This window comes from Vibrio porteresiae DSM 19223 (assembly GCF_024347055.1).
Classification (GTDB): Bacteria; Pseudomonadota; Gammaproteobacteria; order Enterobacterales; family Vibrionaceae; genus Vibrio; species Vibrio porteresiae.
Genome location: NZ_AP024896.1, coordinates 994,862 through 1,018,637 on the forward strand (window position 1 = coordinate 994,862; position 23,776 = coordinate 1,018,637).

16 protein-coding genes are annotated in these 23,776 nt (G+C 45.1%); 7 read left to right on the forward strand and 9 right to left on the reverse strand.

Features of this window, described 5'->3' with window-relative positions; all coding sequences use genetic code 11:
- Window positions 1-260: 260 nt before the first annotated feature.
- Entirely contained in the window at window positions 261-1,205 is a 945-nt protein-coding gene (gene ylqF, locus OCV11_RS21160; protein WP_261896400.1) for a ribosome biogenesis GTPase YlqF, read from the forward strand.
- A gap of 72 nt (window positions 1,206-1,277) precedes the next feature.
- Here the strand turns inward: ylqF and OCV11_RS21165 are convergent, their stop codons facing one another.
- The gene (locus OCV11_RS21165; protein ID WP_261896401.1) at window positions 1,278-2,303 is read right to left on the reverse strand and encodes a CobW family GTP-binding protein; all 1,026 of its coding nucleotides are present in this window, start codon (window positions 2,301-2,303) and stop codon (window positions 1,278-1,280) included.
- A 392-nt stretch (window positions 2,304-2,695) separates the two neighbouring features.
- Between OCV11_RS21165 and clcA the strand changes: the two genes are divergently transcribed.
- Together clcA and glpT are read left to right on the forward strand one after the other, a co-directional pair.
- Window positions 2,696-4,129 carry a H(+)/Cl(-) exchange transporter ClcA gene (clcA, locus tag OCV11_RS21170; protein WP_261896402.1) on the forward strand — a complete coding sequence of 478 codons (1,434 nt, stop codon included), beginning with the start codon at window positions 2,696-2,698 and terminating at the stop codon, window positions 4,127-4,129.
- Window positions 4,130-4,538: 409 nt separating this feature from the next.
- Window positions 4,539-5,903: a glycerol-3-phosphate transporter gene (gene glpT / locus OCV11_RS21175; RefSeq protein ID WP_261896403.1), complete on the forward strand. Its 1,365-nt coding sequence runs from the start codon at window positions 4,539-4,541 to the stop codon at window positions 5,901-5,903.
- A gap of 117 nt (window positions 5,904-6,020) precedes the next feature.
- On the opposite strand, the gene OCV11_RS21180 is transcribed toward glpT, so the two are convergent.
- From OCV11_RS21180 to cra, 4 genes are all read right to left on the reverse strand, one after another.
- On the reverse strand, window positions 6,021-8,108 hold the full coding sequence (locus OCV11_RS21180; protein ID WP_261896404.1) for an ATP-binding response regulator: 2,088 nt from the start codon (window positions 8,106-8,108) through the stop codon (window positions 6,021-6,023).
- Window positions 8,109-8,227: 119 nt separating this feature from the next.
- Window positions 8,228-11,266 carry an AAA family ATPase gene (locus OCV11_RS21185; protein WP_261896405.1) on the reverse strand — a complete coding sequence of 1,013 codons (3,039 nt, stop codon included), beginning with the start codon at window positions 11,264-11,266 and terminating at the stop codon, window positions 8,228-8,230.
- A gap of 2 nt (window positions 11,267-11,268) precedes the next feature.
- The gene (locus tag OCV11_RS21190) at window positions 11,269-12,411 is read right to left on the reverse strand and encodes an exonuclease SbcCD subunit D (protein ID WP_261896406.1); all 1,143 of its coding nucleotides are present in this window, start codon (window positions 12,409-12,411) and stop codon (window positions 11,269-11,271) included.
- A 164-nt stretch (window positions 12,412-12,575) separates the two neighbouring features.
- A complete protein-coding gene (cra, locus tag OCV11_RS21195) occupies window positions 12,576-13,556 on the reverse strand; it encodes a catabolite repressor/activator (protein WP_261896407.1) in 981 nt (326 codons plus the stop codon).
- A gap of 319 nt (window positions 13,557-13,875) precedes the next feature.
- Here cra and fruB point away from each other — a divergent pair, with 319 nt between their 5' ends.
- Genes fruB through fruA form a run of 3 tightly spaced genes read left to right on the forward strand, consistent with a single transcriptional unit; the run spans window position 13,876 to window position 17,723 of the window.
- Window positions 13,876-15,006 (forward strand): fused PTS fructose transporter subunit IIA/HPr protein, encoded by a 1,131-nt coding sequence (gene fruB / locus OCV11_RS21200; RefSeq protein ID WP_261896408.1) that lies wholly within the window; start codon window positions 13,876-13,878, stop codon window positions 15,004-15,006.
- A 12-nt stretch (window positions 15,007-15,018) separates the two neighbouring features.
- Complete coding sequence (gene pfkB / locus OCV11_RS21205) at window positions 15,019-15,972, forward strand: 1-phosphofructokinase (RefSeq protein ID WP_261896409.1); 954 nt, start codon at window positions 15,019-15,021, stop codon at window positions 15,970-15,972.
- Window positions 15,973-15,989: 17 nt separating this feature from the next.
- Entirely contained in the window at window positions 15,990-17,723 is a 1,734-nt protein-coding gene (gene fruA, locus OCV11_RS21210; protein ID WP_261896410.1) for a PTS fructose transporter subunit IIBC, read from the forward strand.
- A gap of 312 nt (window positions 17,724-18,035) precedes the next feature.
- Here fruA and OCV11_RS21215 read toward each other — a convergent pair whose 3' ends face one another.
- From OCV11_RS21215 to nrdD, 4 genes are all read right to left on the reverse strand, one after another.
- Complete coding sequence (locus tag OCV11_RS21215; protein WP_261896411.1) at window positions 18,036-18,662, reverse strand: ATP-dependent zinc protease family protein; 627 nt, start codon at window positions 18,660-18,662, stop codon at window positions 18,036-18,038.
- Window positions 18,663-18,690: 28 nt separating this feature from the next.
- Entirely contained in the window at window positions 18,691-19,872 is a 1,182-nt protein-coding gene (locus tag OCV11_RS21220; RefSeq protein WP_261896412.1) for an amino acid aminotransferase, read from the reverse strand.
- 76 nt (window positions 19,873-19,948) lie between these two features.
- On the reverse strand, window positions 19,949-20,416 hold the full coding sequence (gene nrdG, locus OCV11_RS21225) for an anaerobic ribonucleoside-triphosphate reductase-activating protein (protein ID WP_261896413.1): 468 nt from the start codon (window positions 20,414-20,416) through the stop codon (window positions 19,949-19,951).
- A gap of 4 nt (window positions 20,417-20,420) precedes the next feature.
- Window positions 20,421-22,541: an anaerobic ribonucleoside-triphosphate reductase gene (gene nrdD / locus OCV11_RS21230; RefSeq protein WP_261896414.1), complete on the reverse strand. Its 2,121-nt coding sequence runs from the start codon at window positions 22,539-22,541 to the stop codon at window positions 20,421-20,423.
- 300 nt (window positions 22,542-22,841) lie between these two features.
- Between nrdD and OCV11_RS21235 the strand changes: the two genes are divergently transcribed.
- Entirely contained in the window at window positions 22,842-23,759 is a 918-nt protein-coding gene (locus OCV11_RS21235; RefSeq protein WP_261896416.1) for an endonuclease/exonuclease/phosphatase family protein, read from the forward strand.
- Window positions 23,760-23,776: the final 17 nt, after the last annotated feature.

The window sequence follows — 23,776 nt, forward strand, 5'->3', positions numbered from 1 at the left end:
CGCGCATCATACTGCGCAATCGTTTACATTACTAGGGATCTCTGCACTGACCACTGCTGTACCTGAATTTATTCTCTAACCGACCCGATCAAATTTTCCGTTGTGAGTGAATCAATGGTAGAATCAGGCGTTTATTTTCTGTAGCGAAACCGCATTAGCACAATAAGCGTTAATGCCGAATTAAGCGATTTCATTTAAGTATGGTTTCATCGCCCCTTTGCTACAGTCCTATTAGCAAAACTAAAAAGGTTTCCATTTTAATGATTAGCAATAAAATCCAATGGTTTCCGGGCCACATGCACAAAGCCCGTAAAGAGATCGAAGAAGTCATTCCACAAATCGATGTCATTATTGAAGTCTTGGATGCGCGTATTCCGTTTAGTAGTGAGAACCCTCTGATTTCACAACTGCGCGGTGATAAACCGGTCGTTAAAGTGCTCAATAAGCGTGACCTTGCCGATCCTGAAGCCACGCAACTGTGGATTGATCATTTAGAGAAAGAGCAAGGGGTTAAGGCGATGGCGATCACGACATCGCAGCCGCAAGAAGTGCATAAGATCCTCGATCTGTGTCGTAAGCTTGCACCTAATCGCGAAGAGATCGGCAAAAACATTCGCACCATGATCATGGGCATTCCTAACGTTGGGAAATCGACCATCATCAACACATTAGCTGGCCGTGCTATTGCGCAAACCGGTAACCAACCAGCCGTCACACGCCAACAACAACGCATCAACCTACAAAACGGTATCGTGTTATCAGACACCCCGGGAATTTTATGGCCTAAAGTAGAAAACCCGCACAGCGGTTTTCGTTTAGCCGCAACGGGAGCGATTAAAGACACGGCGATGGAATACGACGAAGTGGCATTTTATACCGTTGAATTTCTTGCTGAATACTACCGTGAACGGTTGATGGAACGTTATCAAATTGAAGAAGCCCCGGCATCCGATGTTGAATGGATGGAAGAGATTGGTCGTAAGCGCGGTGCACTGCGCTCCGGTGGTCGCGTCGATCTGCATAAAGCCTCTGAAATTCTCCTGCATGAGCTGCGTCAGGGTGTGCTGGGTCAGATCACCTTAGAGCGTCCTGAGATGATCACCGATGAACTGATTCAGGTAGAACAAGACGAAGCAATCAAAGCGGAAGAGAAAGCCAAACGCAAAGAAGAGCGTCGTAAACGTTATTTGCGTAATAAGCGTTAATCTTTCTTGGTATAAAAATAAGCCCCGAAGTTCGGGGCTTATGTATTTAAACAAGCATGTGTTGATTGAGCATTACTTATCTGAGGTTGGCGTTTTAAGCGTCCATTGGAATGGAACGAGAATGCCAGACAGTTTAAGCAGAATTTTTTCCAATTCATCCCAAGGCATTAACTGGGAATCAATCACTTCAATCCGCGATTCAAACCCTTCTAGGCTCATTTCGAACACCGACACCACACCGTCGGCGACGTTAAAGGCGTAACAGCCGCGCTCTGTATTGACAACCGCCTTGATACGCTCAGCGGTCAGATCACTAAACAGTGAGAACAGGTCATCAAACTGAAAACGATATTCTGCGCCAAATAACCAACCGCAGCTAAAATAGCCTTGCCCACGGTTTTCGCGGCGTAGGAACGCATCCCCAGGAGCAAGTTCAAATTGTGGTTCTTGGCTTGCGTGTTCATGGTGATGCGCTTCAATATGACCCGATGCACCGTCAGACTCACGTGCGATATCCAGCACCGTATAATCTAGGTTACCGTTAAGCAATTGAAGTGCTGCCAATTTGGCCGGTTGCTGCGCAGCAATCCAAGCACTGAACGCATCCAAATCTTCTTCTGTGGAAAGATCGATCTTGGTTGCAGCAATCACATCACCGCACGCAAGTTGATCATTAAAGTTGCGATTTTCTGTGTACTTGCTGTTACGCAAATTACGTGGGTCCACCAAGGTGATCGTTGCTTTCAGATCCACGTAAGGAGCGTATTGATCGGAGATCAGCGTTGCCACCACTTCTTTGGGGTGGCCTAATCCAGTCGGTTCAATCAGCAGACGATCCGGTTTTTGACGCAATAAAGCGGTGATGGCGACGGACATCGGCACACCCGCAGAACAGCACATACAGCCACCCTGCACTTCTTTAATCACAGCTCCCTGATCTGACATCATGGCACCGTCAATACCGATTTCACCAAATTCGTTGACCAGCACGGCCCATTTTTCATCATCGGGTTTATGTTTGAGTAGGTTAAGTATGGTTGTTGTTTTACCTACGCCTAAAAAACCAGTGATAATGTTGGTTGGAATTTTTTTAGTCATGGCGTACTCCTTTTGGCGCGAGTATATAGAAATTCAATTCCTTTACCAACATAGCCTTAGCGTTTTATTGAATAGCCTAGTTTAGCAAGCGCTTAATCATGCATTAGCGAACCTGCGTGGCACATCAATTACCTCATGCCTTTTCGTTATTTAAAATTAATTTGAAGTCATCAATTAATTTTGATCAAAAGCAATGCAGCCTCACCGATAACCCCGATAATGGTAGTCAAAATGATAACTAGATCCCGTAACTGATTGCCATTAAGTAAAATTTCTCCATATATGAAATTCAACATTGCAGTTATGTAGGTATGGTTCATTGTAATCCAGCGTATAATCCTCGCTGTTTAACTCTTTTTTCACATATGCCAACCCTAGAGGGCCCATCTCAAATGACCGCCAGAGAGAAATTAACACATAGTTTACTTTCTAAAGTTCCCAAAGATACCATTAACCAATTTCTCTCTATCGATAAAGCTCCGCTTTCTGTCCTGCTGATGTCAGTGATGGTCGGTGTATTGTCCGGTTTTGTAGGGACCTATTTTGAGCATGCGGTGAGCCTTGTATCAGAAAGCCGCACTCAATGGTTATCAAACCACTTAGCTAATTTTCTGCCTTTAGGTCTCGCTGCTTTTATTATCAGTGCCCTCTTGGCTGTCATTGGTTATTACTTGGTACACCGTTTCTGTCCTGAAGCAGCTGGTTCTGGTATTCCAGAAATCGAAGGGGCAATGGATGGTATGCGTCCAGTGCGCTGGTGGCGTGTATTGCCAGTGAAATTTTTCGGCGGGATGGGTGCACTAGGTTCGGGGATGGTTCTGGGCCGTGAAGGTCCAACTGTTCAGATGGGCGGTGCGATTGGACGTATGGTGTCAGATATCTTCCGCGTGAAAAACGAGGATACTCGTCACTCTTTATTGGCAGCGGGTGCAGCTGGCGGTCTATCTGCTGCATTTAATGCGCCTTTAGCGGGTATCATGTTTGTGGTTGAAGAGATGCGTCCTCAATTTCGCTATACGCTCATATCAATCAAGGCCGTCATTATCTCTTCTGTGACTTCCAATATTATTTTTCGCATGATCAATGGCCAAGCGGCTGTGATTAAAATGCCGCAGTACCACGCACCCGAACTTGTCTCTTTGGGTTTATTCCTGTTACTGGGGATCTTGTTTGGTATCTTCGGGGTTGTTTTTAATAACCTAGTGACTCGTGCTCAAGACTTCTTCGCTAAATTGCACCGCAATGACCGTAAACGTTATTTGCTGATTGGTGGTTTCATCGGTGGCTGTTTTGGTCTAACGCTACTTTACATTCCAGAGTTAACGGGTGGCGGTATTTCTCTGATTCCAACCATCACCAACGGTGGTTATGCTGCTGGCATTCTATTACTGCTATTTTTAGGTCGTATTTTTACCACTTTGTGTTGTTTTGGTTCTGGCGCGCCTGGCGGTATCTTCGCCCCAATGTTGGCGCTCGGTACGCTATTTGGCTACGCTTTCGGCCTTATTGCACACAGTTTCTTCCCAGGACTTGATATTGAACCAGGCATGTTTGCTATCGCAGGTATGGGCGCTTTATTTGCCGCAACCGTGCGTGCACCAGTGACCGGCATTTTGCTGGTAATTGAAATGACCAATAACTACTACTTGATTCTACCGTTGATCATTACTTGTCTAGGTGCAGTGATCTTCGCGCAGATGCTTGGCGGACAACCTATCTACAGCCAATTGCTACACCGTACTTTGAAGAAAGAAAAATTGCAGCAACAAGATTTGCCACAGCAAGATTCAGCGGCAACTCAAGCGCCGGTGACGCCTGCGCAATAAGATTGCTCGATTGACAATTAAGTCTTCATAATTTAACAACGCTGCTCTTTGAGCAGCGTTTTTATTTCCCCGCTTAAAATCAGTATCTTTTCACTCTCTCAATTCAACCGCCCTGTTTCCCCAAATGCTCACTTTATCGTTATCAAAGAGAATTCGAAAAAAGAAATGAGCATACGCAATACGCGCATAATTGAACTGTCATCTTTTTGTAACGATATTTATCTCAATAGTTAGTCCTAAATCCAATGATTAATCTGCATGTTAACGCGATTGCAGAAATAAATTATTTCCTTCTCAAAAATAAAGAAAACCAAGCAAACTCTCATTTTCATTTCATTCAGCTGACATACTGGTTTCGTTCGAGCATTTTTCGCAATATTTATAACATACAAACAACAAGGGTGAATGAATGTACAGTATTTTCAAACCTAAGGCTCACATAGCGCGTCTACCAATAGACAAAATTGATCCCACTTATAAAAGGCTCAGGTGGCAATTATTTTTTGGGATTTTCTTTGGTTATGCGGGATATTACCTTGTACGTAAAAATTTTAGTCTCGCAATGCCCTTTCTTATTGAACAAGGCTTTACTCGAGGAGAATTAGGCGTTGCTCTCTCTGCTGTCTCAATCGCTTATGGCTTATCAAAATTCTTGATGGGCAGTGTCTCCGATCGTTCTAACCCCCGATATTTTTTGAGCGTTGGCCTACTAATGTCTGCACTGGTGATGTTCTGCTTTGGCTTTATGCCATGGACAACGAGCAGTGTCGGTATTATGTTTGTGCTGCTTTTTCTCAATGGTTGGTTTCAAGGAATGGGATGGCCAGCGTGTGGCAGAACTATGGTTCACTGGTGGTCTCGCAAAGAGCGCGGCAGTTTAGTCTCTGTATGGAACGTTGCCCACAATATCGGTGGTGGCTTAATAGGTCCGATTTTCTTACTGGGACTGTGGCTATTTAATGATGACTGGCATACCGCATTTTATGTCCCCGCTTTCTTTGCCGTTATCGTCGCACTGTTTATTTGGCTGACATTACGCGATACACCTCAATCGTGCGGATTACCTTCCATTGAAGAGTACAAAGAGGATTATCCTGATAATTACAGTCCAGAAAATGAAAAGGAAATTTCGACCAAAGACATTTTTGTTAAATACATACTCAATAACAAATTGCTATGGTCAATTGCAGTCGCTAATGCGTTTGTCTATTTAATTCGCTATGGCGTTCTCGATTGGGCACCCACTTATCTGTCGGAAGCAAAAAGCTTTACTGTTGATAAATCCTCATGGGCTTATTTCTTATATGAATGGGCGGGGATTCCTGGGACGCTGCTATGTGGGTGGATTTCAGATAAATGGTTCAAAGGCCGTCGAGCCCCCGCAGGCATTTTATTTATGGTGCTCGTTACGTTAGCGGTGTTGGTTTACTGGTTTAACCCCGTAGGAAACCCTGGTATCGACATGGCAGCTTTGGTCGCCATTGGATTTTTGATCTATGGACCAGTCATGCTGATTGGATTATATGCTTTGGAGCTAGCACCGAAAAAAGCCGCGGGCACTGCCGCTGGCTTAACCGGTCTTTTCGGTTATCTTGGTGGCGCTGTTGCTGCAAATGCTATTTTGGGTTACACCGTGGATCATTTCGGTTGGAATGGCGGTTTTACGCTACTAACCGCTTCCTGCATCATGGCGATTTTCTTGTTCGCTTACGCCTATTTTGGAGAAAAGAAACATCACGAACAAAAACTCACTGATGCTAAAACGGTAAGTTAAATACCGTATATCCAAGTAACCATAAGCTGAATACAATAAATAAAGGCAATCTTTATCAGATTGCCTTTGTATTGACTGGGTTTTATCGGTCGCTCATATTGCTCTTCAATCAAATAGCTACGCCCAGCGCAAGATGGTATTGAGCAGTACCTCTTTCTCCGCAGGTTTTGTCATATGGTCATCCATACCAGCGGCATGCACATCATGTATGGTTTTTAGGCTGTTATCCCCTGTGTAACCAACAATAGGAACTTGGCGGTAGCGCTTATTGGACAGACGAATCGCTTGCGTTGCTTCTAAACCATCCATAATCGGCATCTCAATGTCCATTAGTACAAGGTCGACATCGTTACGATCCAACACTTCAATGGCATGTTTACCATCGCGCGCTTCCAACACATCAAAGCCCATTTTTCGCAGTAACAGCACCGTAATCGCTCGCAACGAGTGGTTGTCATCCACAATCAACACCCGTTTCGAACCAGCATCCACTATCGGCTCTTCTTGCTCGTGTTCCTCATACATCTCATTGGCAATCGCGAGCGTTTGTGCCGTGATGGTTTCTTTTGAATCAAACAGTAGCAGGTCAATAATATGGTCAGTATCGAGTTGTAATACGCGATACTCTAGGGGAAAAACATTGGCCTTCGAAGAGATATCAATCGGGTAAAAATGATTGCTGTCATAAAGATAAGCGATTTTGCTCTGGCCGAAATTAAGTCGCGAATTGAATAGCTCAAGCTTGTCCCATTCAATACCAATCTGCTCGAGATCAACAATCACTAAATCGCTTTCAAAATCATTGCGAACATCAAGTAACAGTTCTTGTAGCGATGCCACATGCAAATGAAACTGTTTATAAAAGGCTTGTTGTTCTAATACGCGAGTAAATAAGCCGGGACGACCAACGTACAACACATTTTTGGATCGCAGCAGTTCACTTTTCATCAACTCAATTTTGTCTGAGTCATAAGGAGGAAAACAGAGCGTAAACTCAGTCCACTCTCCAAACACCGAGCTACAGTAAATATTGCCACCGAAGGATTTCATCACCTTGCGACAAAATGGTAAACCAAGCCCATAACCGTGTTTTTTACCGAAGGTGTAGAAGTCTTTAAACACTTCTTCGAGCAAGTGTGACTCAATCCCTACACCATTATCGCGCACGGTAATCACATTCATATTGCCTTGGCGTTTGAGCTCAATATTGATGTGAAAATGTTCGCTATTTTGGTAATAAAACGCGTTTTTGAGGAGGTTATAGAGGGTAAATTGCAGCAAGGTGTCACTGCCAAAGAACTCAAAATCATGGCTGACATGATAACTTACTGCCTTGCGATCTTCCGGCCGTTTATAAGCAAAAGAATCAAGGCTACGCTGCACCACCGTTGTTGCATCGTATTTTTTAAAGGTTTTAGCCGCAATGCGGTTTTGATCGATAGAGGTCAGCAATAGATCAATCGTTTCATTACCCGCGCGAATGACTTCACTGGCATTAGTGAGTATCTCATTGACTATCGCCACTTCATTGGCCGAAATCACCGTTGATGTGGTTTTGTCACCACGATCCTCTGGTACCATGGTTTTGAGCAAATCAATCGACGATTTTAGCGCACTGAAAGGATTACGCATTTCATGGGCGATACCAGCACCAAAAGAGCGCGCAATCGACACTTTCGCTTCATGGGTAATACGGTTACGAAAGTTGAATAAATTACCAAACACATAAGTGAAAACAAAAATAGGCAGATAGACCCACTGCACTTCAAGATGCTGCGGCTGACCATCAAACACATACACGGCGAGGTAGGCTAAACAGACTCCCGTAATCGACTGGAAGATCATGACTTTAGGTTCATTAACCAGCAAGATATGTAAAAAGATTTGCGCCATAAAAGACATGGCCCAAACGGTCGACCACTCATTCATCAGTAACAAGTAACCAAAAAAGAACGGTAAACAGAGCAAGCAGGTAGCAAAATAGAAATAAGGTAAGCGAGGCTGCCAATGCTTAGGCATCCTTTCACGCAGCGCCATCCCAACGAAAAGTCCCCCTGCAATAATACGCAAAGGTAATGATTCGTAAGGTTGCGGGAAAATGTATTCCCACAAGATGAAATAGAGCGGATATCCGATGGCTCCGAGCCATCCCACAATGGTTAAATTGGGCTCCGCATACTGATACACTTTTTTGATTACGTCCATGTAATCTCACCAACCTGACATCATTTTCATGGTTATCTACTTAAACTATATCGATATAATTGCCTCCGTATTCGGAGGTCATATTTTGATTTTTTAAAGCCGTTATATTTTTATTTGCGCTATTTATGCAGTGCGACTGAGCTGCCCTTGCGAGTTGGCATAACATCCAAACGCAGCGGAATTTGTTCTTTTAATTCTGTGACATGGGAGATGATACCTATGGTTCTTCCCCCTTGTTGTAAATCGATAAGTGTTTGAATCGCCAAATCTAACGACTCAGGGTCAAGGCTACCAAATCCCTCGTCAATAAACAGTGTGTCGAGCCGCACTCCGCCACTATAGGATTGCACGACATCCGAAACACCCAATGCCAATGACAAAGCCGCCATAAATGATTCACCACCGGATAATGTGGCTACGTCACGCCATTTACTGGTGTAACCATCTTCGACCATCAGATCTAAGCCTGAGCCAGTATTACCTTTCGCTCTTTCTTGTTTGCGCCGCAGGACATAACGCCCTTTACTCATCCGTTGCAAACGTTGCGAGGCTTGTATAAGCACGTCATCTAGTAACACCCCTAACACAAAACGGTGCAAGCTCACTTTTGCCCCGGTTCTACCGTTGGCAATATCACTTAGCGTACCAACGACTTGATACTGCTCTTCAAGTACAGCGTTTTTGCTGTATAACCGTTGTAACTTTTGTGCGACTTGGTTGAGATTGTCTAACTTAGACTTAGAGGCTGTAAACTGCTCGAAAGCATGATTAACCGCGATTTGACATTCTGCCAATTGTTGCTCGACACCCGCCATTTCCGGTTTTGCTTGATCGCGCAACTCTTTGTCTAAGGCATCCAACTGGCCTTGTAAGCGCGCCATCTGTGCTTCATGGTGCGTAATGGTCGCTTGAATTTGTTCTCGAACTTGATGATCAAGCTGCGCTTGTTGAAATTCTTCAAGCGTCGCGAATGGACTGCTCTTTAACGCACTCTGCCACAGCTGCTCTGCAGACGAATATTCATTGTGCCACTGCTGTTGCTGTTCAGAAAGTGACTGTAAGGTCGAGCGTATCGCGGTTAACTGATTTTGCGCGCTAACCCAAGCTTGCTGCGCGTTTTGTTCCTTCTGAGTGAGCTGGACAATTTCCTGTTCTAAGGCTGCTTTATGCGCCAAGACCTTATCGAGACTATCAAGCTCTGGCACTAAAGACTGACTCAAAGATTCTAATTCAGCCAGTAAACGGGTTTGCTGCTGCTGAGCAGATTCAATCACCGCAAGCTGCTTATTATGTTCTTCACGTAACGCCGCCAATTTTTGCTCAGCTTTAATCAGCATCTCACTGTGCTGTGCTGGGTTTAACGCTCTCAGTTGAGTTAACTGTTTTTCTAACTCTAACTTGGCAGCATTGAGCTCTTCAAGTACAGGTACTTTTTCTAACTGATTAGCCAACTCCTGCTCATCTTGGCTGAGATGTGCTAACTCTTGAGTTATCTTCTGCAATTTCGTATTGGTTGCCACTTCACGGTCGTAATCGTGCTGCTGCTTTTGTCTTGCTTGGTCAACTTGATCTTTAGTGACAACGTCACCTTGAGGTTGTGCCGGATGTGGATGAGTATGACTGCCACACACTGGGCAAGGCATCTCTGCTTCCAAAGTCGCAGCAAGCAAAGCGGCTTGATTTTGATGCCATTGCAGTTCCAGTTGATTGGCTACGGTACGGCTCTGATCCGTCTTAGCTTTAGCTTGAGTAAGCTCATCTTGCGCTTGACGCTGTTTACCTAACCACATCTGCTGTTGCTTGTGCAGTGCTAGCTCTTTGTTTCGTAGTTCAATCTGTTGCAGCAAGGCATTGAGTTGCCACTGCTTACCATCAATTTGGGCAACCTGCGCCGTCATGGCATCCAACTCAGCACGTTTCTCTTTTACGTGAGTCTCGCCATTAGTAATACGACTTTCCAACACCACACGCTGCTCTTTGGCCTTAGCCACCAGCTCATCAGCGTTTAAACGCTGAGCTTGATGTTCTGCAATCATCCGCAGATTTTTTTCAATCGTCTGCGCTTCAAATAGGGCTTTATTCCTATCTGGAATCACCTTGGCATGTTGCTGTGCTTCTTTGGCTGCTTGCTCTGCTTTGAGACAAGCAGCTTCACTGGCTTGGAGCGCATCCTTGGTTTGAACCAGCTTATCTTGGACACTATTTAGCTGTGCTTGAGCCGATTGCAACTGATGATAAGGAGCGGTGAGCTGAGCGGCTTGCAGTGCACGTGCCACCTGCACTTTTTGCGCTGCGATCTGTTGTTGTTGCTGAGCTAATCCCAAACGCTCTTGGTTGAGGATGTCACGCTGCGTGAATTTTGCAGCCAGTTGCTGCATTTGCACCAACTGCTGTTTGAGTTCATCGCGCGTTTTCTGCTGAGCTTGATACGCTTGTTCACTCAAAGCGACCTGAGGGGCTAACTCCTCAAGCTGCTGTTTGAGCTCGGCTTCATTGTCTAATGAAGCGACATCCAATGCCCCTTTGATCTGCTGATCGAACTGCTCTTTTTCACGGCGAATGCCCGCCGCTTTCTCAAACAGGGCTTTTTCAATTTGGGTGTAAATTTGCGTCTGAAACAGTTGCCCAAATATCGCTTCGCGATCTTTAGAGTTGGCCAGCAACAATTCTCGAAAACGTCCTTGAGGCAGCACCATGACTTGACGAAATTGACTCGCTTCTAAGCCAAGGAGCTCCTCGATGGCTTTTTTTACTGGAGAGGGTTTATTCGCCAGTAACTGTTCCGTGCCATCTGTTTTTAATTCAAGCAAAGTCACCGCATGCGTTTTTCGAGTGAAACCCTCTCCTCTTTTCTTAGGTACTTCTTGATCGGGAGAACGAGTCACGTTGTAACGTTTATCACCTATTGCGAACTCAAATGAGGTTTCAGTGACCAATTCAGGATCAGCATAATCACAGCGCATCTGGTCACCAGAGCGTTCATTACCTGTCGTTTCACCATAAAGTGCATAACAAATCGCATCCAGAATCGAGCTTTTACCCGCGCCCGTTGGACCATTGATCAAAAAGAGCGGCGCTACACCAAACTCATCAAAGTGCACCACTTCTTGGCTAGCAAAAGGCCCAAAGGCTTGTATAGACAGTTTAATTGGACGCACGGTTACTGTTCCTCCCCTTGTTTCAAGGCTTGGATAACCTCAATGACCGCCTGCTCTTGAGCGGAGGTCAGAGGCGCTTGATGCGTTTCTTGGAAAAAATCTTTAAACATATCAAATTCGCTGCGTTTAAGACGTTGACTACGCATCTCTTGATCCACACCAATCAACATTCCCGGTTTCTCCAGATGCAGCACATTAGGATAAACACTGCGAAGCTTATCCATGGGATCTAAGATGGCATGCGTGTCAGTTAAACGCACTAAAAGGTAGTCATCGCGGCGCGGATCGTCTTTAGCATTGGCGATAATAGTGTGTAACTCACCTTCGATGATGCGCATCTCATGAGGAGCCTGCAACGGGATAAACGTGCTCGCGACAAAGCCATCGTGATTGAGCTCGACAAGATACATCCCCTTTTTCTGATGCTGTTCAGAAAAGCTGTATTTCATCAAAGAGCCAGAGTAACGAATATGTTCAGCGCCTTTAAATTGTGGCTGGTGAAGATGACCTAACGCCACATAATCAAAGGGAAGAAAATGTTGGTGATTGACACGATCTGCCCCCCCTATCGACAATGGTCGCTCGGATTCAGATTCCATCGCTCCATCAACAAAACAGTGGCTAATCAAAACGTGACGTTGTGACATATCAAACTTTTCAGTGATCAATTGACACAAATGCTGATGCGCTTCGTCATGGGTGCTCACTGCTACTTGCAACTCATGCCGTACTTGTTCTGGGTCACTGTATGGCATGCCATAAAATGCCACTTCTCCGGCATCCTCAGTGGTAACGATGACAGGTTCAAGCATCTGCGCAAAATCGCTGATGATATTTAAACCAGACGCGCGCATCTGCTCGGCGCCAAACCCCAAGCGCGCGGCACCGTCATGGTTACCGGGAATCATGATGACAGGAGTATTGAGTGTTTGACAGAGCTCGGTCAAAACCCGATTGAGCAGCAAAATAGCCTGAGTGGGTGGGACTGAACGATCGTAAATATCGCCAGCCACCACAATCGCATCGACGGGGTGCTGACGAACGTAATTCACTATTTGTTGTAAGACGACGTCTTGATCTTCAATTAATGACACATTGTGAAATTGGCGACCTAAGTGCCAATCAGAAGTATGGAGAAACTTCATTCCTGTCCTGTTTTATGTTCTTCTTTCTAGCCACATCGAATAGTACTCATTTTGTATTAACCTTGCGACGAAACAATCCCAAAACCATGACGTGTGACAAAAAATGTCTGAACGGCGGACAAAAAATGGGTAAAACCGGATAAGCCCTTAATTAATATAAGGAGTTAAATACGCACATTGAGCTTTCTTGGAATCAGTTCAATCCCCGTTTGATATCGTTTTGCAGAGGCATTTAATGCCAATTCCAATGCGCTGTCGGCAATCAATTCAAACTGCTGCGGCAAAGAGTTAATTTTAATCGGCAAGAAATTCAACAAGCGATTATCACCAAAAGTGGCTAAGCGAATTTTCTTCATGATGTCTGGGTTTTCAAGTAAGACATCCAAAATCCCTTCTAACAAGGTATAAGAGGTCGATACCACTGCATCGGGCACGCAACCTTTATCAATCCATGATTGAAAAACATGTCGGCCATCATCGCGATGGAAATGCTCACCATAGCCCAATAAAGGGGTAATGCCCTTTTGCTTAACCGCAGATTCAAAGCCCATTTGTCGCTCTTGTGAAATACTCAGATCAGGTAATGCGCCAACCAAACCCACACTTCTCACATCCGCAAACAGTACCGAATCGGTCAGTTCAAATGCCGCATTGAAATCTTCACTGATCACACACGCAAAAAACTCATCATCTAATGGACGGTCAATCGCAATAACAGGGGTTCCCGACTGTTGTAGTTGGAGATAAAACTCGCTGGCATTGGGCATAGTGCTTGCGACAAACAAGGCATCAATACGGCGACCAATTAAGGTATCTGCCACCGATTTTTCCGTCTCTGGATTATCGTCTGAACACGCGATCAAGATTTGATAGCCCGCTTGACGAGAGTTTTGTTCCAGCAACTTAGCCAGTCGAGCGTAACTGGTGTTTTCTAGATCTGGGATGATGAGACCAAAAGAGCGGCTGTTACCAGCACGCAGAGCCGAAGCTGCATGGTCGGGACGGTAGTTAAATTGCTCCACGACTTCCATGACTTTCTTTTGGGTCTTTTCACTGATGCGATACTTGTGGGCTTTCCCATTAATCACATAACTTGCGGTTGTTTTGGATACCCCGGCCAACTTGGCGATTTCATCTAACGTCATCTCGTCTTCTCGTTTTATGTGCGGCTGATCATAGAAATAAACACACATTCCTTGTTGATGTTGAATTATATGCTGAATCGATTCAGTATGACAGCTGAAAATAGTCAGCAAAGTCACACACAGTTCGCATATTGGGCCTTTATAAGCTAAATCTTATATGGCGAATTGAGCTTTAAAATTTCTTTGAAGTGGTTTTGCTGAATTTTTTTGGGATTAAGCTGAAACGATTCAGCTACTATCATAAGAGTGTAAACCTAATACCGTTACAATAGAAAAACGGTAACAACAATTGGCCAATAGGCCGAAAAAAGGGGCAAACATGCTGCAACTATCTACTCAAGACATCAAACTTGGTCAGGCTCAGCCTAACAAGTTAGATGCAATCCGAGCCATCGCTGCTGACCTAACTGCTAAAGGTCTCGTTGAGCAAGGCTACGTAGAAGGAATGCTGAACCGTGAAGGTCAAAATTCAACTTTCTTAGGTAATGGCATTGCTATCCCTCATGGCACTACAGACACTCGTGACTTAGTGAAACAAACGGGTGTTGCTGTACACCACTTCCCTAACGGTGTGAACTGGGGTGACGGTAATACAGTTTACGTTGCAATCGGTATTGCAGCGAAATCTGATGAACACTTGGGCATCTTAAAACAGCTGACTAAAGTCCTTTCTGCGGACGGCGTAGAAGCTAGCCTTAAAGACGCAAAATCTGAAAGTGACATCATCGCTATCTTAAACGGTGACGTGCAGTTCGAAGCCGATTTCGACGCATCATTAGTGCAAGTTAAATTCCCAGCAACTGACCTAATTCAACTTAGCGCGGTTGCCGCTGGCCTACTGAAAAACAAAGGCAGCGTTTCGAGCGAATTCGTTGCGGATGTGGTATCTAAAGAGCCAACCAACCTGGGTAAAGGTTTGTGGTTAGTGAGCAGCAATAAAGGCGTAACACGTACTGGCGTCTCATTTGTTTCTGCAGCGGATGCCTCTCAAGATTACAAAGCACTTATCGCTGTAGCAGCGTGTAATGCTGCGCACCAAGCTCTGCTTGGTAACCTAGCGAATATCGTGTTCAAACAAGAGCAAGAAACTCTTATCTCTGCAGATTCAGCAGCGGCAGTGGTTGCTCTACTGAACGGCGAAGAAGCACCTGCAGCGGCTGGTGAAGCTGCATCTGGTAATACCGCTGTGTTCAAAATCAAAAACCCTCATGGTCTACACGCTCGTCCAGGTGCGTGCTTGGTGGCTGAAGCGAAGAAATTCGAATCTAACATCAAAGTGGTTAACCTTGATGGTGACGGCAAATCAGCAAACGCGAAGAGCCTGATGAAAGTGATCGCCCTAGGCGTTAAACAAGGTCACCAACTGCAATTTACTGCAGAAGGCCCTGATGCTGCAGAAGCATTAGCCGCTATCGGTGCAGCGATTGAAGCTGGTCTAGGCGAAAACTAAGGAGTGCCTCTCATGACGAAAAAAGTCGTCACTATTACATTAAACCCAGCACTCGACCTAACCGGTAGCCTTGAAACGCTCAACGTGGGTTCTGTTAGCCTAGTGAAGGAAAGTAACCTTCACGCCGCGGGTAAAGGCGTAAACGTAGCGAAAGTACTGAGCGATCTAGGTGCTGAAGTGACCGTAACGGGTTTCCTTGGCCGTGATAACCAAGAGATGTTCTGCCAACTGTTTGAAGAAATGGGCGCAAAAGACGAATTCGTTCGTATCCACGGCTCAACTCGTATCAACGTAAAATTGGTAGAAGAAAACGGTGAAGTAAGTGACATCAACTTCCCAGGAATTAAAGTGACTCCTGAAGATATCGAAGTGTTCGAACGTACTTTGCTACGTCTAGCACAAGATCACGAATTCTTCGTATTGGCAGGCAGTCTACCTGTAGGTGTTTCTCCAAGCCTATGTGCGTCTTGGATTGAAAAATTGCACTCTATGGGTAAAAAAGTGTTGTTTGACAGCAGTCGTGCAGCCCTTGCCGCAGGCTTAGATGCTCATCCTTGGCTGATTAAACCAAACGATGAAGAACTCTCTCAGTTTGTCGGCCGTGAGCTAGCGACTCCTGCAGAATGCCGCGCAGCAGCGAAACAATTGGCTGACAAAGGCATTGAGAACGTGGTTGTCTCCATGGGCGCTAACGGCACCATGTGGTTAAACCAAGGCCAGTGGCTTCACGCTAAACCACCACGCATGAGCGTTGTCAGCACCGTAGGTGCAGGTGACACACTTGTCGCTGGTATGTGCTGGGGTCATATGCAGGAAATGGAAAAACAACAACTGATCACCTTTGCTACCGCACTTTCTGCGTTAGCAGTCACACAAGTGGGTGTGGGTGTGACAAGTGCTAGCGAGCTAGCCGCCCTACAAAAAGAAATCCAATTACAACCAGTGAGTGAACTTACTGATAACTAAGGACAAAGGTCGTCACTATGAATATTGCCATTATTACTGCATGCCCAAGTGGCATCGCAAACAGCATCATAGCTGCAGGATTGCTTGAAAAGGCAGCCAAATCTTTAAACTGGTCAGCAAAAGTGGAATGCCACTCTTCTGTGATTGCAAAATCAACCCTTTCTGATGCAGACATCGCTGCTGCAGACGTTGTGGTGATTGCTGCAAACACTCCAGTGGACACTGCTCGTTTCGTTGGTAAAAAAGTTTATCAAAGCGATATTTCTGCGTGCACTGCAGATGCGGTTGCTTACCTAAAATCAGCAGTGGAAGCTGCGACTGTTCTCACTGCAGACAAAGTAGCTGTAGCTACGCAAGCGGCTCCAGCAGCAAGCACTGCAGCGAAGAAAATCGTTGCAATTACTGCATGTCCTACTGGCGTTGCTCACACCTTCATGGCAGCAGAAGCGCTTGAAGATGAAGCAAAACGTCAAGGTCATCAAATTAAAGTGGAAACTCGCGGTTCAGTAGGTGCAAAAAACCAACTAACAGCAGAAGAGATCAAAGAAGCAGACGTGGTTATCATCGCGTGTGACATTGATGTTCCACTTGATCGCTTTGTTGGTAAAAAACTCTACAAAACCAGCACTGGCCTAGCTCTGAAGAAAACTGAGCAAGAGATTGCTAAAGCCTTCGCGACTGCAACCACTTATAGCCAAGCTGGCGGTGCTTCTTCTGAACCAGCAAAAGAAGAGAAAAAAGGCGTTTATAAACACCTAATGACAGGTGTATCACACATGCTTCCAGTTGTGGTTGCTGGTGGTTTGATCATCGCCCTTTCTTTCGTATTCGGTATCAAAGCGTTTGAACAAGAAGGCACATTGCCTGCTGCACTGATGAAAATCGGTGGTGGTTCAGCGTTCGCTCTTATGATCCCGGTATTGGCTGGTTACATCGCATTCTCCATTGCAGACCGTCCTGGACTTGCCCCTGGTCTTATCGGTGGTATGTTAGCAAGCTCACTAGGTTCAGGCTTTATCGGCGGTATCATCGCTGGTTTCCTTGCTGGTTACACCGCAAAAGCACTTGCTGACCATGTTAAATTGCCTCAATCCATGGAAGCTCTGAAACCAATTCTGATCATTCCATTTGTAGCAAGCTTAGTGACAGGTCTTATCATGATCTACGTTATCGGTACTCCGGTAGCGAGCATCATGAACGCAATGACTGAGTTCCTAAACAACATGGGTAACGCGAACGCAGTATTACTAGGTATCATCCTTGGCGCAATGATGTGTTTCGACCTTGGTGGCCCAGTAAACAAAGCCGCTTACACTTTCGGTGTTGGTCTACTTGCTTCAAGTCAATATCTACCAATGGCCGCTATCATGGCTGCAGGTATGGTTCCACCTCTAGCTATGGGTCTTGCAACTTTCATCGCTCGCAACAAATTTGAAGCAAGCGAACGTGAAGGTGGTAAAGCAGCATTCGTTCTTGGTCTGTGCTTTATCTCTGAAGGTGCTATCCCATTTGCAGCGAAAGACCCAATCCGTGTTATCCCATCTTGTATGATTGGTGGTGCGGTAACAGGTGCTCTATCTATGCTGTTCAACATTAAATTGATGGCACCACACGGTGGTCTATTTGTTCTTGCTATCCCAGGTGCAATCTCTCACGCAATGCTATACCTACTGTCAATCGTTATCGGTACATTAGTAACTGCCGTGATTTACTCAGTGATTAAACCTGCTGCAGTAGCAAAGAAAGCATAATCAAATCGTAGAGTTTGGAGCCAATCCCGATCTTTGGCTCCCCCAATCAGTCCCCGAGACTTTTGCCAGTGGATGCCCTCCACTGGTTTTTTTCTTTGTTGCAAACGCCCTATTGGAACAACGATGCTATTGGGCTGAGCTGGTTGGCTTGTCTTATTAAGTTAAACAAAAGACCTTGGATTCGCCGATTGGATTTACAGATCGGTTTTATAGTTCATCGGATTCTAGTTTTGCGAACAAACACGTTTGCTGACTACAAAAAAACCGGCCTTGGCCGGTTTTTCATTGTTAGTATCATTGGTTCAGTCTGACTTATTCGTGCTTACCTTGAATATAAGTACGGCTCACATCCACTACTGCAATATCTTTAAAGAAACTACGACCAAGTAGCAATGGGTAAGTCAAATGCGTACGGTCGGCAAGAGTAAACTCGGTTTGCTCTTTTAGGTCGCCTACTTCAACCCACATCATGACCACAGGACGACGTTGACCTTTCTCATCGCTGGCTTGGCGAATACGAACCCAACGCTCAACAGGCAAGCTAACTTCTTCGCTCTTGATACCATCATGTTCAATTTTGAACTTAACCCAATCTTTGCCATCGCGCTCAAATGGCGTGACATCGATAGCACTGATGGACGAGGTTGCCGCTCCAGTATCAATACGAGTATTGAAGTTGTCTTTCAAACTCGGGACATAAATCCACTCTTTTGAACCGAGGATCAGTTTTCCGTCACTGAGTTTTTTACCTTCTTCCTTAGGTGTAATAACAGTTTTAGTTGTCTTTGCTGGCGCCGCTTCTTTTGTTTCTGCGGGTTGTGATTTTGTTTGATCAACGTTTACCGGCTTTTCTTGCTGGGCTGGACCTGAAGTCGTTGTACACGCCATCAAGCCACCACTTAACATAAGCGGTACCAGAAATTTCCATTGTTGTTTCATTCATTCACCTAATCAGACTGCCAAACACTTAACTCACTTTGATAATCGATTCAGCCACATAAGGGATATCTTTTTCGGTTAGACCTGCGATATTGATACGACCGTCAGTCACACCGTAAATAGCAAACTCTTCACGTAGACGTGTCATTTGTGCTGGCGTTAGTCCTAGCACGGTGAACATCCCCTTGTGCTGTTCGATAAAATCAAATTGTGAAGTATTGTATTTATTTCTCAACTCTTTACACAAGGTTTGACGAAGGCTTAACAAACGTTGTTGCATTTCACTCAACTCTTGCTTCCAAATTGCAGTAAGTTTGTCGTCATGTAACACCGTTCTGACAAGCGCAGCACCGTGGTCTGGCGGCATGGTGTAGGAAGCACGAGCTAAGTTAAGCAATTTGCCTTTTGCATTTGCCACATCATGGGCGTTTTTACCGATGACCATCGCAGCCCCGGTACGCTCACGGTACAAACCAAAGTTTTTAGAACAAGAGACAGTAAGCAGCATTTCGTCGACTTGGTTCGCCATATAGCGTAAACCTTGTGCGTCTTGCTCGTAGCTGTCACCAAAACCAAGATACGCCGCATCAACAAAAGGAGTAAAGCCATTTTTAACAGCCAATGCAGTCACTGCCTGCCAAGCGGCAAAATCCATATCTGCGCCCGTCGGGTTGTGGCAACAACCGTGGAATAACACCACGTCTTGTTTCCCCGCTTGGGCTAGATCAGCCAGCATTGCCTCAGTATCAACGGTTTTGGTTTGTGGATTAAAGTAAGCATAGTATCTCACCTTCAACCCTGCCGCTTGCATGATTGGGGCATGGTTCACATAACTAGGATTGGTTAGCCAAACCGTTGTGTCAGGTTGTGCAAAATGAATCAGGTCAGCAAACATACGCAAACCACCACTCGCACCAGGGGTTTGAATGGTCGCGACGCGATCGTAGGCAGAAGTGCCGGTCAGCAGTAAATCCACCATGCTTTGATTAAAAATTTCGCAACCCGCTAGGCCAACATAGGATTTGGTTTTTTGTTCTGCAACCACGATGTCTTGCGCTTGCTGAACAGCGTGCATGATTGGAGTGACACCGTCACTATTTTTATAGACACCGATGCCTAAATCGACTTTTTGCTCACGCGGATCTTCGCGAAAGGCAGCAGATAAAGAGATAATCGAATCGAGTGTGGGAGTCGGTAAATGAGAAAACATGTAGGTCACAACCTTGTGATAAAAACGATAGTGACCCACAAGTTAACATCGCTTGGCACAAAACCAAATAGATATTTTACAGTTTGAATTGATGAATGATTTGGTTGCTACTGCCCCGCCACGTAAGCGCTGGGTCACGTAGTTCCTCTATGTACTTACCATCGACTAAAGCATCAGCGTAAGAAACTACCTCTTGCTGCTTTGCCGTGAGCTCGCTGAGCAGGTAGCCAGTCCATATCCAGATGTCTTTGCCCTCACATTCACTTTTGACCCTTTTTACCAACTTAAGTACGGCATCAAGGTTTTGTGGATGCAGGGGATCACCACCAGACAGCGACAAGCCACGACGTTTGATTCGAGTATCATTGAGGTTTTCAATGATATGGTCTTCCAACTCTTGAGTGAATGGAAAACCCGAATCTACGCGCCAAGTCGATTGGTTGTAACAACCGCGGCATTGATGTTCGCAACCGGCGACAAAGAGTGTACACCTTGTCCCCGGTCCGTTTACCACATCAATTGGATAGTATTTGTGGTAATTCATACGCTTATAAGTGTTTAACTCGACGTTTCACTTCTTCCTGTTTACCCACGTTGAATGGACGAGCATCTGGGCTACCTAAATAACCGCACACACGGCGGATAACCGACACTTTTTCTGAGTCGTGGTTACCGCATTTAGGACACACAAAGCCTTTACTGGTGCAGTCAAATTCGCCGGTATAACCACATTCATAACACTCATCGATTGGTGTGTTCGTACCGTAATATGGCACGCGCTCGTAGCTGTAATCCCACACGTTTTCTAGCGCTTCAATATTGCGCTGCATATTCGGGAATTCACCGTAACAGATGAAACCGCCGTTCGACATGTGTGGATAAGGCATTTCAAAATCAATCTTGTCGTAAGGGTTCACCTCTTTTTCCACATCTAGGTGGAAGCTATTGGTGTAATAACCTTTGTCAGTTACCCCTTCAACTACGCCAAACTCTTTGGCATCAATGCGGCAGAAACGGTTACACAAGTTTTCACTTGGTGTGGCATAAAGACTAAAGCCATAGCCGGTTTCTTCTTTCCAAGCATCCACAGCATCACGCAGACGTTGCACAATATCCACACCCACTTGGCGCAGCTCATCATGGTCGTAAATATGGTTGCTCGCACCGTACAGTGCATTGATGGTTTCATGGATACCGATGTAACCCAATGAAATCGATGCGCGACCATTTTTGAAGATTTCTGCAATCGGTTGATCCGCTTTCAGGCGGACACCACAAGCGCCTTCCATATATAGAATTGGAGCAACACGAGCTTTCACGTTTTCTAGACGCGCAATACGTGTATCCAATGCGCGACGAGCCACTTTCAACGTATCGTTAAGCAAGGTGTAGAACTTTTTAATGTCGCCTTTCGCTTTCAGAGCAATACGTGGCAAGTTGACGCTAACCACACCTAGGTTATTACGGCCATCATGAACCAACTCGCCGTTTTCTTCATAAGTATTTAAGAAACTGCGGCAGCCCATTGGAGTTTTGAATGAGCCAGTTACTTCAACCACGCGATCGTAGTTCAAAATGTCTGGATACATACGTTTACTTGCACAATCGAGCGCAAGCTGTTTGATGTCGTAGTTAGGTTCACCCGGTTTTTGGTTCAGACCTGCTTTAATTGCAAAGACCAGTTTAGGGAATACAGCGGTTTTATGGTTTTTACCCAAACCTGCAATACGGTTTTTGAGAATCGATGTTTGAATCAAACGAGATTCCCAAGAAGTCCCTAAACCAAAACCTAATGTGACAAACGGTGTTTGACCATTTGCGGTGTGCAAGGTATTCACTTCATATTCCAAAGATTGGAATGCGTCGTAACACTCTTTTTCAGTACGCGCTTTCGCAAACGCTTCTGGATCATGAATATCCCATTCACGCGCGACTTTAAGGTGTTTCTGGTAGCTTTCTGCAACGTAAGGAGCAAGAATCTCATCAATACGGTTAATGGTGGTGCCACCATAAATATGGCTCGCGACTTGAGCAATAATTTGTGCGGTCACTGCGGTTGCGGTAGAGATGGATTTTGGTGTTTCAATTTCGGCGTTACCCATTTTGAAACCACCCGTCAACATGCCTTTCAAATCGATCAACATGCAGTTGAACATTGGAAAGAATGGTGCGTAATCTAAGTCGTGATAATGAATATCGCCGGCTTCATGAGCTTGTACAACATCGCGTGGCAAAATATGAGTTTTTGCGTAGTGTTTAGCCACGATACCTGCAAGCAGGTCACGTTGCGTCGGGATCACTTTACCGTCTTTGTTGGCATTCTCGTTAAGAAGATCCGCGTTACTCTCTTGGATCAAACCTTCGATCTCTTTCGTCAGCGCGCTCTGTTTCTCACGTGCAATGTCACGGTCATGACGGTATTCAATGTATGAACGTGCTAGGGCTTTATAAGGACCTTGCATCAGCTCATTTTCCACCATCGTTTGGATGTCAGCGATCGCGACCTCATCGTAATCTTTGCATTTTTCCTCTACTGCGAGAGCGACATTTAAAGCATAGATAGCGATATCATTCGTTAAATGGTAGGCTGCACTTTCCACTGCTGCTTGAATTCTATCTCTAGCAAATGGAGCCTTTGATCCATCACGTTTGATTACGATAGGTTTCACCTTTATTCTCCTTACCCAGCATACTCACAGACTTATCCACAAATACACCATATGGGCCTTTGTATTTATTTTATACACTACATCTAGTGGCTGTATTAGACGCTGCGACCCATTATGATGTTTTGATTTAGATCAAGAAATGGGACTTGCTGCATAAGGAAGAAACGATATTTACACTTAGATCTCAAAACCCAAAACAACTGTGTAACTCCAAAAAAAATATTTTGAATGTGTTGATTTTTACGCATCCCTGATAGGGTTTAGCCTCATAACGATAGTGACTTTAGGCGAATTGATATAATGATTAAAAAGCGAACAAGTTTACTGATTTTGACGGTTTATTTTTTCTTGAAATCTGCTAACGCTTATGCTGATTCATTGGTGATACAAACCTGGAATATGCAGTGGCTTGCAATAGTCCCCTCATCAATGGGGGTGACGCGTCACGATCCTGATTGGTTGGCGCTACGATCTTTTTATCAGCAGCAGCCTCCAGATATCCTCTTTTTTCAAGAAGTAGATAGTGCTCAAGCCCTGCAAAAAGTGTTACCGAGTACCTATACCCTGCTCTTTTCTGATCGCTCTTTATCCTCAAAAAGGCATCATCAGTTTAGTGATATTAACCAATACACAGGGATTGCCTTAGCTCCCGGAATTCACTATACCAACCCGACTGATTTTTCATTGCCAGCCACCACCAGCAAAAGCTCGCGGTATTACAGCAAGTTACGCTGGGCAACCTATGTGATTGTTTATCCAAAGCAAGGCAAACCTATCCATCTGTTATCGGTGCATTTAAAGTCTGGGTGTTCTACGACCAAACGAGCGAAATCCACTAAAGCGTGTCGTGAATTGAGTTCGCAAGCCGCTCACTTAGGGCTTTGGATAGACCAGCGCATAGAGCGTAACGAACGATTCATCATTGGCGGTGATTTTAACTATCCATTAGCTGCCGCTAACAACCCTATTTGGCAGACAATAAGCACCAGTCACCCACAAGATGTTGTGTTAGCGACACGCAATTTAAAAGCAGATTGCCAAGTGCGTAGTAAACGCAATGCCAAACGCCTCATTCATTATCGGCGTTTGATCGATCATTTTATTACCAGTCGGGATATTGTATTGCAGCAGGTCGCACAACGAACTTACGCAGAGAGTGACGTAAAACAGTTTCAACTTAGCGATCACTGCCCAGTGATCGCTACCGTTACTCACTAAACACATACCTCACTAAA

Coding starts and splice junctions, on each gene's coding strand:
- ylqF (WP_261896400.1), top strand. CDS start 261: ATGATTAGCAATAAAATCCAATGGTTTCCGGGCCACATGCACAAAGCC.
- OCV11_RS21165 (WP_261896401.1), bottom strand. CDS start 2,303: ATGACTAAAAAAATTCCAACCAACATTATCACTGGTTTTTTAGGCGTA.
- clcA (WP_261896402.1), top strand. CDS start 2,696: ATGACCGCCAGAGAGAAATTAACACATAGTTTACTTTCTAAAGTTCCC.
- glpT (WP_261896403.1), top strand. CDS start 4,539: ATGTACAGTATTTTCAAACCTAAGGCTCACATAGCGCGTCTACCAATA.
- OCV11_RS21180 (WP_261896404.1), bottom strand. CDS start 8,108: ATGGACGTAATCAAAAAAGTGTATCAGTATGCGGAGCCCAATTTAACC.
- OCV11_RS21190 (WP_261896406.1), bottom strand. CDS start 12,411: ATGAAGTTTCTCCATACTTCTGATTGGCACTTAGGTCGCCAATTTCAC.
- cra (WP_261896407.1), bottom strand. CDS start 13,556: ATGACGTTAGATGAAATCGCCAAGTTGGCCGGGGTATCCAAAACAACC.
- fruB (WP_261896408.1), top strand. CDS start 13,876: ATGCTGCAACTATCTACTCAAGACATCAAACTTGGTCAGGCTCAGCCT.
- pfkB (WP_261896409.1), top strand. CDS start 15,019: ATGACGAAAAAAGTCGTCACTATTACATTAAACCCAGCACTCGACCTA.
- fruA (WP_261896410.1), top strand. CDS start 15,990: ATGAATATTGCCATTATTACTGCATGCCCAAGTGGCATCGCAAACAGC.
- OCV11_RS21215 (WP_261896411.1), bottom strand. CDS start 18,662: ATGAAACAACAATGGAAATTTCTGGTACCGCTTATGTTAAGTGGTGGC.
- OCV11_RS21220 (WP_261896412.1), bottom strand. CDS start 19,872: ATGTTTTCTCATTTACCGACTCCCACACTCGATTCGATTATCTCTTTA.
- nrdG (WP_261896413.1), bottom strand. CDS start 20,416: ATGAATTACCACAAATACTATCCAATTGATGTGGTAAACGGACCGGGG.
- OCV11_RS21235 (WP_261896416.1), top strand. CDS start 22,842: ATGATTAAAAAGCGAACAAGTTTACTGATTTTGACGGTTTATTTTTTC.